Origin of the sequence: Bradyrhizobium sp. SZCCT0148, from assembly GCF_018129985.1 — a bacterium.
Taxonomy (GTDB): domain Bacteria; phylum Pseudomonadota; class Alphaproteobacteria; order Rhizobiales; family Xanthobacteraceae; genus Bradyrhizobium; species Bradyrhizobium japonicum_H.
This window is the reverse complement of the sequence record NZ_JAFCKT010000007.1, coordinates 283,543-297,008: the sequence shown is the minus strand read 5'-3', so window position 1 is coordinate 297,008 and position 13,466 is coordinate 283,543. Positions and strand designations below refer to the sequence as shown.

General features: G+C 64.5%; 10 protein-coding genes. 6 read left to right on the top strand and 4 right to left on the bottom strand.

Annotated elements, in window-relative coordinates; translation table 11 throughout:
* From JQ580_RS22485 to flaF, 5 genes are all read left to right on the top strand, one after another.
* Positions 1 to 1,557, top strand: a 1,557-nt coding sequence (locus JQ580_RS22485; protein WP_212282374.1) for a DUF1522 domain-containing protein, incomplete at its 5' end; no start/stop codon positions are given.
* 359 nt (positions 1,558 to 1,916) lie between these two features.
* Positions 1,917 to 4,199, top strand: a complete 2,283-nt coding sequence (locus JQ580_RS22480; RefSeq protein ID WP_212282373.1) for a DUF1522 domain-containing protein — start codon at positions 1,917 to 1,919, stop codon at positions 4,197 to 4,199.
* Positions 4,200 to 4,539: 340 nt separating this feature from the next.
* Positions 4,540 to 6,822: a DUF1522 domain-containing protein gene (locus JQ580_RS22475; protein WP_212282372.1), complete on the top strand. Its 2,283-nt coding sequence runs from the start codon at positions 4,540 to 4,542 to the stop codon at positions 6,820 to 6,822.
* 216 nt (positions 6,823 to 7,038) lie between these two features.
* Complete coding sequence (locus JQ580_RS22470) at positions 7,039 to 9,330, top strand: DUF1522 domain-containing protein (protein WP_212282371.1); 2,292 nt, start codon at positions 7,039 to 7,041, stop codon at positions 9,328 to 9,330.
* A gap of 295 nt (positions 9,331 to 9,625) precedes the next feature.
* Positions 9,626 to 9,994, top strand: coding sequence for a flagellar biosynthesis regulator FlaF (gene flaF, locus JQ580_RS22465; RefSeq protein ID WP_008554779.1), 369 nt, complete (start codon positions 9,626 to 9,628; stop codon positions 9,992 to 9,994).
* Positions 9,995 to 10,128: 134 nt separating this feature from the next.
* On the opposite strand, the gene JQ580_RS22460 is transcribed toward flaF, so the two are convergent.
* From JQ580_RS22460 to JQ580_RS22445, 4 genes are all read right to left on the bottom strand, one after another.
* Positions 10,129 to 10,488, bottom strand: a complete 360-nt coding sequence (locus tag JQ580_RS22460) for a hypothetical protein (protein ID WP_212282370.1) — start codon at positions 10,486 to 10,488, stop codon at positions 10,129 to 10,131.
* Positions 10,489 to 10,649: 161 nt separating this feature from the next.
* Positions 10,650 to 11,144 (bottom strand): hypothetical protein, encoded by a 495-nt coding sequence (locus JQ580_RS22455; protein ID WP_106951764.1) that lies wholly within the window; start codon positions 11,142 to 11,144, stop codon positions 10,650 to 10,652.
* Between the two features lie 11 nt (positions 11,145 to 11,155).
* A complete protein-coding gene (gene flgJ / locus JQ580_RS22450; RefSeq protein ID WP_212282369.1) occupies positions 11,156 to 11,524 on the bottom strand; it encodes a flagellar assembly peptidoglycan hydrolase FlgJ in 369 nt (122 codons plus the stop codon).
* Entirely contained in the window at positions 11,524 to 12,648 is a 1,125-nt protein-coding gene (locus tag JQ580_RS22445) for a flagellar basal body P-ring protein FlgI (RefSeq protein ID WP_212282368.1), read from the bottom strand. The genes flgJ and JQ580_RS22445 overlap by 1 nt, the downstream gene beginning before the upstream one ends.
* Positions 12,649 to 12,934: 286 nt before the next feature.
* On the opposite strand from JQ580_RS22445, the gene JQ580_RS22440 reads away from it, so the two are divergent.
* Entirely contained in the window at positions 12,935 to 13,348 is a 414-nt protein-coding gene (locus JQ580_RS22440; RefSeq protein WP_212282367.1) for a flagellar assembly protein FliX, read from the top strand.
* Positions 13,349 to 13,466 lie beyond the last annotated feature (118 nt).

Sequence of the window (13,466 nt, the reverse complement as noted above, 5' to 3'; positions counted from 1 at the left end):
GGCAACAGCACCGTCTATCTCGGCACCGCCGGCACGCCGGCTGCGACCGTCAACGACCTGTTGAGCGCGATCGATCTGGCCAGCGGCGTCAAGACGGTGTCCATCAGTTCGGGTGCCGCGACCTTGGCCACGAGCGCCGGCCAGACCGCCTCGAGCGTCGCTGCGAGCGCTGTCACGCTGAAGAGCTCGACGGGTGCTGATCTCAGCGTCACCGGCAAGGCCGATCTGCTCAATGCTCTCGGTCTGACGTCGGCCGTCGGCGGCGGCAACGCCACCGTCAGCGCCACCCGCACCACCAGCTCGGCTTCGCTGGGTGCGACGATTGCGGACGGCTCGACGCTGAACGTCGACGGTCACGTCATCACCTTCAAGAACGCCCCGATCCCGGGTTCGACCGGTGCTCCGAGTGTTCCGAGCGGGTTCGGCGCGAGCGGCAACGTCCTCACCGACGGCGCCGGCAACTCGACGGTCTACCTGCAGGGCGGTACGGTCAACGACGTGCTGAAGGCGATCGACCTCGCCACCGGCGTCCAGACCGCTACGGTCAACGCCAACGGCACCGCGACGCTTGCGACCGCCACCGGCCAGACCAACTCGTCGATCAACGCCTCCGGCCAGCTCAAGATCTCGACCGGCGTCAACGCCGATCTGTCGGTCACGGGCACAGGCAACGCGCTGAACGTGCTCGGCCTTGCCGGCAACACCGGTACGGCAACCGCTTTCACGGCGGCTCGCACCTCCGGCGTCGGCGGCATCTCCGGCAAGACCTTGACCTTCTCCTCCTTCAACGGCGGCACGGCGGTCAATGTCACGTTCGGCGACGGCACCAACGGCACGGTCAAGACGCTCGATCAGCTCAATACCAAGCTGCAGGCCAACAACCTGACGGCAACGATCGACGCCAACGGCCTGCTGACGGTCTCGACCACCAACGACTACGCGTCCTCGACCATCGGTTCGAGCGCCGCGGGTGGTTCGATCGGCGGTACGCTGACCTCGTCGCTGACCTTCTCGACGGCTTCCACCCCCGTCCAGGATACGGTTGCACAGACCTCCCGTGCCAACCTGGTCAACCAGTACAACAACATCCTGAACCAGATCGACACGACCTCGCAGGACTCCTCGTTCAACGGTGTCAACCTCTTGAACGGTGACCAGCTCAAGCTGGTGTTCGACGAGACCGGCAAGTCGAACCTGAGCATCACGGGCGTGACCTACAACTCCAAGGGTCTGGGCCTCGCTGCGCTGACCAGCGGTGTCGACTTCATCGACAACGCTGCCACCAACAAGGTGCTGTCGAACCTGAACGCCGCGTCGAGCACGCTGCGCTCGGAAGCGTCGAGCCTCGGTTCGAACCTCTCGGTGGTGCAGGTTCGTCAGGACTTCAACAAGAGCCTGATCAACGTGCTGCAGACCGGTTCGTCCAACCTGACGCTGGCCGACACCAACACCGAAGCGGCCAACAGCCAGGCGCTGTCGACCCGCCAGTCCATCGCGGTCTCCGCGCTGTCGCTGGCCAACCAGTCGCAGCAGAGCGTGCTGCAGCTGCTCCGCTAAGTCGCGGACCACATCGCAAGCAAGATCAGGCGGCGGGGCTTCGGCCCCGCCGCTTTCGTTTTTTGCGCTGGCATCAGAATGCCGCCGGAGAGATGGGAATGACGCAATCGAATGCAGCCAATTGCTCACTCTGAGTTATGGTTGACAAGTCGCAAACGCTTCGTCGCTGCACCGAAAAGCGTCATGCTTTCATGACGATATAAGCGGGCACGTTTTTGCTGCGAACGTGCGTATGGTGAATCCGGCCAAAGCCTGCCGCGACACGCTTCATGCTTTGTTAGCCGTCTGCGTTCACCGTCCCGGCATCGATTAATCCTAATCGAAGTTAGTTGCGTTGCGTACCAGAAGGGTAACACTCAATGTCCGGTATTGTTCTCTCCTCGTCGGTTCGTCAGAACCTGCTGTCCCTCCAGTCCACCGCTGATCTTCTCGCCACCACCCAAAGCCGTCTGTCGACCGGCAAGAGCGTCAACTCGGCCCTGGACAATCCCACCAACTTCTTCACCGCCCAGTCGCTCGACAACCGTGCCAGCGACATCAACAACCTGCTCGACGGCATCGCCAACGGCGTGCAGGTGCTGCAGGCCGCCAACACCGGCATCACCTCGCTGCAGAAGCTGATCGACTCCGCGAAGTCGATCGCCAACCAGGCGCTGCAGACCACCGTCGGTTACTCCACCAAGTCGAACGTCTCGACCACCATCTCGGGTGCGACGGCGGCCGACCTGCGCGGCACCACCTCGTACGCCAGTGCGACTGCGAGCAGCAACGTGCTGTTCAGCGGCGCGGCCGGCGGCACCACCGCGGCGAGCGGCACCACGACGCTCGGCGCCACCATCGGCTCCTTCACCGGCACCACCGCAACGACCGGCGCCGGCGGCACCACGGCCCTGACCGGCACCATCACCCTGATCGCCACCAACGGCACCACCGCGACCGGCCTTGCCGGCGTGGCCCAGCCGGCTGACGGCGACACGCTGACGGTGAACGGCAAGACCATCACCTTCCGCAGCGGTACGGCTCCGGCGACAACCGCCGTTCCGACCGGTTCGGGCGTCAGCGGCAACCTCGTCACCGACGGCAACGGCAACAGCACCGTCTATCTCGGCACCGCCGGCACGCCGGCTGCGACCGTCAACGACCTGTTGAGCGCGATCGATCTCGCCAGCGGCGTCAAGACGGTGTCCATCAGTTCGGGTGCCGCGACACTCGCGACCAGCGCCAACCAGACAGCCTCGAGTGTCGCTGCGAGCGCAGTCACGCTGAAGAGCTCGACGGGTGCTGATCTGAGCGTCACCGGCAAGGCCGACTTGCTCAATGCTCTCGGTCTAAGCACGGCTGTCGGCGGCGGCAACGCTACCGTCAACGTCAACCGGACCTCGAGCTCGTCCTCGCTGGGTGCGACGATTACGGACGGCTCGACGCTGAACGTCGACGGTCACGTCATCACCTTCAAGAACGCGCCGATCCCGGGTTCGACCGGTGCTCCGAGCGTTCCGAGCGGGTTCGGTGCGAGCGGCAACGTCCTCACCGACGGCGCCGGCAACTCGACGGTCTACCTGCAGGGCGGTACGGTCAACGACGTGCTGAAGGCGATCGACCTCGCCACCGGCGTCCAGACCGCGACGGTCAACGCCAACGGCACCGCGACGCTTGCGACGGCCTCCGGCCAGACCAACTCGTCGATCAACGCCTCCGGCCAGCTCAAGATCTCGACCGGCGTCAACGCCGATCTGTCGGTTACGGGCACAGGCAATGCGTTGAACGTGCTAGGCTTCGCCGGCAACACCGGGACCTCGACCGCGTTCACCGCGGCGCGCACCTCGGGCGTTGGCGGCCTCACCGGCAAGACCTTGACCTTCTCCTCCTTCAATGGCGGCACGGCGGTCAACGTCACCTTCGGCGACGGCACCAACGGCACGGTCAAGACGCTCGATCAGTTGAACTCGAAGCTTCAGGCCAACAACCTGACGGCGACGATCGACGCCAACGGCCTGCTGACGGTCTCGACCACCAACGACTACGCGTCCTCGACGATCGGATCGACCGCCGCTGGCGGTGCGATCGGCGGCACGCTGACCACGGCGCTGACATTCTCGACGGCTTCCAGCCCCGTCCAGGACACGGTTGCACAGACCTCCCGTGCCAACCTGGTCAACCAGTACAACAACATCCTCCAGCAGATCGACTCGACGGCCCAGGACTCCTCGTTCAACGGCGTCAACCTGCTGAACGGTGACCAGCTCAAGCTGGTGTTCGACGAGACTGCGAAATCGAGCCTCAGCATCACCGGCGTGACCTACAACTCGAAGGGTCTGGGCCTCGCTGCGCTGACCAGCGGTGTCGACTTCATCGACAACGCTGCCACCAACAAGGTGCTGACCAACCTCAACTCGGCATCCAGCACGCTGCGCTCGGAAGCTTCGGCTCTGGGCTCGAACCTCACGATCGTGCAGGTTCGTCAGGACTTCAACAAGAACCTGATCAACGTGCTGCAGACCGGTTCGTCCAACCTGACGCTGGCCGACACCAACGTCGAAGCGGCCAACAGCCAGGCGCTGTCGACCCGCCAGTCCATCGCGGTCTCCGCGCTGTCGCTGGCCAACCAGTCGCAGCAGAGCGTGCTGCAGCTGCTCCGCTAAATCGCGGACCGCATCGCAAGCAAGATCAGGCGGCGGGGCTTCGGCCCCGCCGCTTTCTTTTTGGCTGAACGCGAGTGAGCGAAGGGCAGGGGTGCTTGAAAAAGTAACCATCAAAAGTAACCAGCGGTTATGGTTAATGGAGCGTAAGCGCCGGGAATTTCCAATGATTTCAGAGAGATTGCGAACTGTGGAAGGACTCTCGGCGCGGTTATGGTGAACCGGCGCTTAAGGTTGCGCACACGCGCTTCACCCTTTGTTAGCCATGTCACGGCACGCTTGGCTCGTCACTCGATCCAGAAGCGATCGAACGAAGACGCGTAAGCCAGAAGGGTAAAGAGTCATGTCCGGTATTGTTCTCTCTGCGTCGGTTCGCCAGAACCTCCTCTCTCTCCAGTCCACCGCCGATCTTCTCGCCACCACACAGAATCGTCTGTCGACCGGCAGAAGCGTCAACTCGGCGCTCGACAATCCCACCAACTTCTTCACCGCCCAGTCGCTCGACAACCGCGCCAGCGACATCAACAATCTGCTCGACGGCATCGCCAACGGCGTGCAGGTGCTGCAGGCCGCCAACACCGGCCTGACCTCGCTGCAGAAACTGATCGACTCCGCGAAGTCGATCGCCAACCAGGCGCTGCAGACCACGGTCGGCTACTCCACCAAGTCCAACGTCTCCACCACGATCGCCGGTGCGACCGCGGCTGACCTGCGTGGCACGACGAGCTTTGCCAGCGCCACCGCGAGCAGCAACGTGCTGTATAACGGGACGGCCGGCGGCACCACTGCGGCGAACGGCACCACGACGCTCGGCGCCACCATCGGCGTGTTCGCAAGCACTGGCGCAACGACCGGCGCGGCCGGTACGACGACCCTCGAAGGCACCATCACCCTGATCGCCACCAACGGCACGACGGCGACCGGCCTTGCCGGGGTGGCCCAGCCTGCCGACGGCGACACGCTGACGGTGAACGGCAAGACCATCACCTTCCGCAGCGGTTCAGCTCCGGCCTCGACGGCGGTTGCGTCCGGCTCGGGCGTCAGCGGCAACCTCGTCACCGATGGCAGCGGCAACACCACGGTCTATCTCGGCACCGCGGGCACCCCGGCTGCGACCGTCAACGATCTGTTGACCGCAATCGATTTGGCCAGCGGCGTCAAGACGGTGTCCATCAGCTCCGGTGCTGCGACGATCGCCACGAGCGTCGGCCAGACTGCCTCGACCGTTGCCGGCGGCGCCGTCACGCTGAGGAGTTCGACAGGCGCGGATCTGAGCGTCACCGGCAAGGCCGACCTGCTCAAGGCGCTCGCCCTGACCACGGCGACGGGTGCAGGCAACGCTAACATCGAGGTCAACCGGACAACGACCGCGGCCTCGCTGGGTGCGACGATTGCCGACGGTTCGACGTTGAACGTCGACGGTCACGTCATCACCTTCAAGAACGCGCCGGTGCCGGGTTCGACCGGTGCTCCCAGTGTTCCGAGCGGTTATGGCGCGAACGGCAACGTCATCACCGACGGCAACGGCAATTCGATCGTCTATCTGCAGGCCGGCACGGTCAACGACGTGCTGAAGGCGATCGATCTTGCCACCGGCGTGCAGACGGCGACCATCAACGCCAACGGCACCGCGACGCTTGCAACCGGCACCGGTCAGTCGAACTCGACGATCAACACCTCCGGTCAGCTCAAGATCTCGACCGGCATCAACGCCGATCTGTCGATCACCGGCACCGGCAATGCGCTGAACGTGTTCGGCCTCGCCGGAAACACCGGCAACGCAACGGCGTTTTCCGCCGCCCGCACGTCCGGCATCGGCGGCCTCAGCGGCAAGACCTTGACCTTCTCCTCCTTCAACGGCGGCACGGCGGTCAACGTCACCTTCGGCGACGGCACCAACGGCACGGTCAAGACGCTCGATCAGCTCAACTCGAAGCTTCAGGCCAACAACCTGTCCGCGACGATCGACGCCAACGGCCTGCTGACCATCACCGCCTCCAACGACTATGCGTCCTCGACGCTCGGCTCGACGACTGCCGGCGGCGCAATCGGCGGCACGCTCACCACGGCACTGACCTTCTCGACGGCTTCCAACCCCGTCCAGGATGCGGTCGCCCAGACGGCGCGTGCCAATCTGGTGTCCCAGTACAACAACATCCTGAACCAGATCGACACCACCTCGCAGGACTCCTCGTTCAACGGCGTCAACCTCTTGAACGGCGACCAGCTCAAGCTGGTGTTCGACGAGACCGGCAAGTCGAGCCTGAACATCACCGGTGTGACCTACAACTCGAAGGGTCTGGGCCTTGCCGCGCTGACGGTCGGCGTCGACTTCATCGACAACGCCGCGGCCAACAGGGTTTTGACCAACCTGAACGCCGCGTCGAGCACGCTGCGCTCGGAGGCCTCGGCCCTGGGCTCCAACCTCTCGGTCGTGCAGATCCGTCAGGACTTCAACAAGAACCTGATCAACGTGCTGCAAACCGGCTCGTCCAACCTGACTTTGGCCGACACCAACGTCGAGGCGGCCAACAGCCAGGCGCTGTCGACCCGCCAGTCCATCGCGGTCTCCGCGCTGTCGCTGGCCAACACCTCGCAGCAGAGCGTACTCCAGCTGCTCCGCTAAGTAGCTGAAATTACTAAATAAAACCGGGCGGCGGGGCCATTTGCCCCGCCGCCCTTTTTTGCGTTCCGAGAGGGCTAAAGGCGTTCACCAGCCATTAACCGTGTCTCTTAAACCGGCGTTAACCATACTTTAAAGGACAGCTCCTAAAACTGGACAAAAGCCCGCTTTCGAGACCGCGCGGCCGATTCGTATCCGGTTCAAGAGGAAGACTCGCCAATGTCCAACATCGTTCTCTCGGCGTCCGTTCGCCAGAACCTGTTGTCGCTGCAGTCGACGGCCGACTTGCTGGCCACGACGCAGGAGCGGCTGTCGACCGGCAAGAAGGTCAACACCGCGCTCGACAACCCCACCAACTTCTTCACGGCGCAGGGGCTGGACAACCGGGCGAGCGACATCAGCAACCTGCTGGACGGCATCAACAACGGTGTCCAGGTGCTGCAGGCCGCCAACACCGGCATCACCTCGCTGCAGAAACTGATCGACAGCGCCAAGTCGATCGCCAACCAGGCGCTGCAGACCACGGTCGGCTACTCCACCAAATCCAACGTCTCGACCACCATTCCCGGGGCGACCCCGGCCGATTTGCGCGGCACGACCTCCTATGCCAGCGCGACCGCGAAGAGCAACGTGCTCTATACCGGTGCAGCCGGTGGCGTGACCCCGGTCACCGGAACTGCCGCGCTTGGCGCCTCCCTCGGTTCGACCGCTGGGGCCTTCACCGGCACGGCGGTGACCGCGGCCGACGGCACCACCGCGCTGTCCGGCACCGCCACGCTGGTCGGCACCACCACCTCCACCACATTCAGCAGCGCGCCTGCGGACGGCGACACCATCACGGTGAACGGCAAGACCATCACCTTCCGCACCGGCGTTGCGCCGAGCACGCAGCCGACCGGCTGGGGCCTCGACGCCAGCGGGCACATCGCCACGGACGGCAACGGCAATTCGATCGTCTATGAAGGAACGCCGGCTGCCCCCGGGGCAACCATCAACGATGTCCTCAGTGCGATCGACCTCGCCAGCGGCGTCAAGACCGCGACGATCAGTGCGGGGGCGGCGACGATCGCGGTCAGCGGTGCGGCCGGTCCCGTCGGCACGCTGCAGGTCGCATCCTCCATCACGGCGGGCGCGACGACGCTGAAGAGCTCGACCGGCGCCGATCTGAGCGTGACCGGAAAGGCCGATTTCCTCAAGGCGCTTGGTCTCACCGCCGCGACCGGCGCCGGCAATGCCAACGTCACCGCGGCCCGCTCGACGACCGCCGGCTCGCTCGGCACTCTCGTTCAAGACGGCTCGACCCTGAACATCGACGGCCACACCATCACATTCAAGAATGCGCAGACGCCGCAATCGGCGGCGAGCGTGGCCACCGGCTATGGCGTCAACGGCAACGTCGTCACCGACGGCAACGGCAACTCGACCGTCTATATCCAGAGCGCGACGCTGACCGACCTGCTCAACGCGGTCGACCTCGCCACCGGCGTCAAGACCGCGAACATCTTCAACGGTGCGGCGACGCTGTCGACCACCGCGGGCCAGATTCCGTCCTCGGTCAACAGCAGCGGTCAGCTTGCGCTCTCCACCGGCATCAACTCCGATCTCTCGATCACCGGCACCGGCAACGCCCTCAGCGCGTTCGGCCTCAGCGGCAACACGGGAACGGCGACCGCCTTCACCGCGGCGCGCACCTCCGGCGTCGGCGGCGTCAGCGGCAAGACTCTGACCTTCTCCTCCTTCAACGGCGGCACGCCGGTGAACGTCACCTTCGGCGACGGCACCAACGGCACCGTCAAGACGCTCGACCAGCTCAATGTGCAGCTGCAGGCCAACCACCTGACGGCGACGATCGATGCCAACGGCGTGCTGACGGTCACCACCGTCAACGAATACGCGTCCTCGACGCTCGGCTCGACGGCCGCGGGCGGCGCGGTCGGCGGTACGCTCACCGGCGTGCTCGCCTTCACCACCGCGCAGCCGCCGGTTCAGGATCCCGTCGCGCAGACCGCGCGTTCGAGCCTGGTCAGCCAGTTCAACAACATCCTGGCGCAGATCGACACGACCTCGCAGGACTCGTCCTTCAACGGCATCAACCTGCTCAACGGCGACACGCTGAAGCTGGTCTTCAACGAGACCGGCAGCTCCACGCTCGGCATCAACGGCGTCGTGTTCAACGCGGCCGGCCTCGGCCTCAGCAATCTCGTTCCCGGCACGGACTTCATCGACAACGGCGCCACCAACAAGGTGCTGGCCAGCCTGAATGCCGCCTCGAGCAGGCTGCGCTCGGAAGGATCATCGCTGGGATCGAACCTCTCGATCGTGCAGGTGCGTCAGGACTTCTCCAAGAACCTGATCAACGTGCTGCAAACCGGCTCGTCCAATTTGACGCTGGCCGACACCAACGAGGAAGCGGCCAACAGCCAGGCGCTGTCGACCCGCCAGTCGATCGCGGTGTCCGCGCTCTCGCTGGCCAACCAGTCGCAACAGAGCGTGCTGCAGCTGCTCCGCTAATCTCGCAGCGCAAGATCGTCATACGAAATATCGCGGCGGGGCTAACGCTCCGCCGTTCTTTTTGAGGGAGATCGCTAAGACGAGATTAGCCGAGATCGACACGTATCACGCGAAGCGAATTTACTTCGCGCATGCATCGATCTAGCGTTGCGCTAACGAAGAACTCCGTGCCCCGTAATTGTCCGGAGTGCTTCCAAGCACAACACGTAAGCAAATCTTAAGCGGTGCTGCCTAGGGTTGGAAAAGAAATCCTTAAGCGCTTACAACGCGCTAGGTTACCTCCAGGGTGTGATTGATGTCGAATTCCGCTGCCTCGGCTTACGCGCGCGTTGCAACGACCACTGCATCTCCTCGCGACATCGAGGCGCAGACCTTGCTCAAGGCCGCGAACAAGCTTCAGGATGCGGTGAACAATGCCGATCCGCTCAGCGAGCAGACCATGCAGGCGCTGATGTTCAACCGCAAGCTCTGGACCATCTTCCTGAGTGAGGCGATGCGCGACAACAATCCGCAGCCGATCGATGTCCGGCAGAAGATCGCCAACATCAGCGTGTTCGTGCTGAGCCAGACCGCCGCGCTGCAGATGAGCCCGCAGTTCGATCACTTCCGTCCGCTGATCGAGATCAACCGCAATATCGCCGCGGGCCTGTCGGGACGGCCGTGACGGTTGCTCGTGATGCTCGGCACCACCGGCAGCCTGGATCTCCGTTTTTCGGCAACACGAATTTCGCGCTGACCGGTGCCGGTCAGACGCAGCAGACCATCGCTAAAGATCCGCCAAGCTGAATTCCGCGATCGTCAGGCGCTGACGTCGGTGCTGAGCGGACGCGAGGGCTCGGACTTCATGTCCATGGCATGAAAATAGGCCCGCCGGCGCAGCATCGCCTCGTCGGGAAACTGGTTGACCACCGCGTCGGTCTTGTCGTTGACGACCTGGAAGACCATGGATGCGGACGCCTGGTCGAACACGACCTGGCGCGAGACGTTCTCGTGGTTCGGCAGATCGTTACGCAAGGGCGCGCTCGTATCCGCCGCGGCGACCGTCTGGTTCACCGGAAGATCAGTTTGCACAGCCTCGTTCGCCGCCGCGTTGGACGTCGTTACGATCTGCACAGGGGCCGGGATCCCCACCGGCCTGATGCTGAAATCTGTACTCATGGCAGCCTCCTGGTTGCCTAACGTGAGTCAAATCCCAACCCCTCTCGTAACGCAACCATGGAACACCAGGACTGAACACCCGGTAAGGAAACGTGCCTAACCGCGCGACGCTTTCGCCGCGCGGTTTTTCGTAAAATTGTCGCTTGTTGTCTCGCGTGTGATCAGAGCGAGCGGCTGACCGCGAGCGGGGTGATGTGACGCGGGCCGGGAGCTGCGCGGCGACCTGCGGCCGTGTAGGTGTTCGGCACGTTGCGCTTCTGGATCTCGGCATTGACGCCGCGCACGACGCTTTCGGAGACCGCGTGCGCGGTCGCGAGCACGGTGAGATTGACCTGGAGCATCGCGCGAAACGCATCGTGGTGGCGGTGCAGCGTCGACAGCAGCTCCGGCGCGGATTTCGCGAGCTGAGCCTGGTTCGCCTTCAACTGGCCGACGGCGCCGACATAATTTCGCGACAGCTCCTGCTTCTTGCTCTCGAGCATCATCGCTTCCCGAACCTTGCCGGCGCGGACGAGCTCGGTCTCGCGCTCGATCAGTCCGAGCAGGGCGCTCATCGCGTCCATCAGGCCCTCGGCGAGCTTGCGCGCCTCGGCGCTGCCTGGCGCGGTGTTCGGCCGCTGTTGCATCGGCTGACGTGAGGCGTTGAAGTGGTTCATCTCGTTTGACCTTATGCCGAGCGGATCGTTTTCGCCTGCTGCGTGATGAGGGTGCGATAGACGTCGCGGGCAATGCCGACGCCGCCGGCATTGGCGAAGTTCTTGGAGTATTGCTCGGTCAGCATCGAGCGCCACACGCCGGTGCCGGGCGTGTCGCCGAACGGGCCTTCGCCCTTCAGGCCCGAGGTCATCTGCGCGAACATGCTGTTGAGGAACATCGCCTCGAAGTCGGTGGCGGTCTTCTGTGCCCTGGCCTGCTGCTTCGGCGAGACCTTTTGCAGGGCGCTCGCGAGTTCGAAATCGGGGCGGCCGTTGCGGCTCTCGACCGAGAAGGCCGAGGAGGTGGCGAGGCGCGGGGTGTTGATCGTGCCGGCCTGCATCACATCACCTCGATGTCGGCTTCGATCGCACCGGCGGCCTTGATCGCCTGGAGGATGCTGATCATGTCGCGCGGACCGATGCCGAGGCCGTTGAGGCCGTCGACGAGCTGCTGGAGCGAGACGCCGTCCTTGACGAGCGCCAGTTTCTTGCCGTCCTCGGTGACGGTCACGCTGCTGCGCGGCGCGACCACGGTGCGGCCGCGCGACAGCGGGTTGGGCTGGCTGACCTGCGGGCTCTCGGAAATGGTGACGGTGAGGTTGCCCTGCGCCACCGCGACGGTGGCGACGCGGACGTCGCGGCCCATCACGATGATGCCGCTGCGTTCGTCGATGACGATCTTGGCTGCGAGATCAGGGTCGACCTGCAGCTGCTCGATCTCGGTGAGAAAGGCGACGACGTTGCCCTTGAACTCGGGCGGGACCGAGAGCTGTACCGTCGAGGGGTCGATCGGTTCGGCGGTCTTGACGCCGAGATAATCGTTGATCGCAGCCGCGATCCGTTTGGCCGTGGTGAAGTCGGCGTTGCGCAGCGCCAGGCGCACGTTCGGCAGCCGATTGAGCGCGAACTCGATCTCGCGCTCGATGATGGCACCGTTGGCGATGCGTCCCACGGTCGGCACGCCGCGCACGATCTTGGCCGCCTCGCCCTCGGCCTGGAAGCCGGAGATCGCGAGCGAGCCTTGCGCCACCGCGTAGACGTTGCCGTCGGCACCTAACAGTGGCGTGACGAGCAGGGTGCCGCCCTGGAGGTTCTTGGCATCGCCGAGCGCGGAGACGGTGACGTCCATGCGCGTGCCCTGGGTGGCGAAGGCCGGCAGATTGCCGGTCACCATCACAGCTGCGACGTTGCCGGTGCGGATGGTGGCGCCGCGGATGTTGACGCCCATGCGCTCGAGCATCGCCTGCAGCGACTGCTTGGTGAAGGGGATGTTGTTGAGCGTGTCGCCGGTGCCGTTGAGGCCGACGACGAGGCCGTAGCCGATGAGCTGGTTCTGCCGCACGCCTTCGATATTGGCGAGGTCCTTGATGCGCGAGGTCGCAGCCGCGGGCGCGAGCGACAGCGTCAACGCCGACAACGCGGCACAGGCCACCCCAATAATCCTCACCCAACGAACGCTCGGCATCCTCTGCTCCCCAAGGATCCTCAAAAAGGGCTCCTCAAATCGTCAGGACCTGCACGACACTCCCATGACGAGCTGGTCCGACGCTGTCCTTGCGAGGGCTGTGCCAACCCGGCGGGGCAGGGATAGGTCGCTGAATAGGTTGACTAAATCTGTTTCGACCGGTGTCAGCCGGTGTTGTCCGTGAGGAGCGAAACTGCCGCCTGTCGGCAGATTTTGCCGGGCCGTTTACGCCCCGTTAACCATAAGACGGCGAAGGTGACGGCATCGATCACCCGGATTCTCTCCGATGCGCATCTACGGACCGAACGGCACGACGCTTGGAACGCCGGCCAGCCAGGCCAGGCGGACCGGCTCCGGCACCTTCGTTTTGCCCGACACATCGTCGGCGCAGGAGACCCGGAGCGCCGCCGCACCGAAGGCGGCCGCCAACATCGACGGGCTGCTGGCGTTGCAAGGCGTCGCGGAGGACCCGATCGAGCGCCGCAGGCGCTCGGTCACCCGCGGCAGGACGGCGCTCGACGTGCTGGACGATCTCAAGATGGGGCTGCTGTCCGGCAATCTCGACGCCTCGACCGTGATGCGCCTGCGCGATGCTGCAGCAAACCTGAAATCATCCTCGGGCGATCCGGGACTGGACTCGGTGCTCTCCGAGATCGAGCTGCGCGTCGAGGTCGAGCTGGCCAAGGCGGGGCAGGCGTAGTCAGGAATATTCAGCTGTCGTCGTGCGGCTGGCCGGGCGTCTCGGTCATTCAGAGACGTCGTTTTGAATCGAGCGGCCAGCGGCGTGCTGGATGCCCCGGTCAAGCCGAGGCATGACG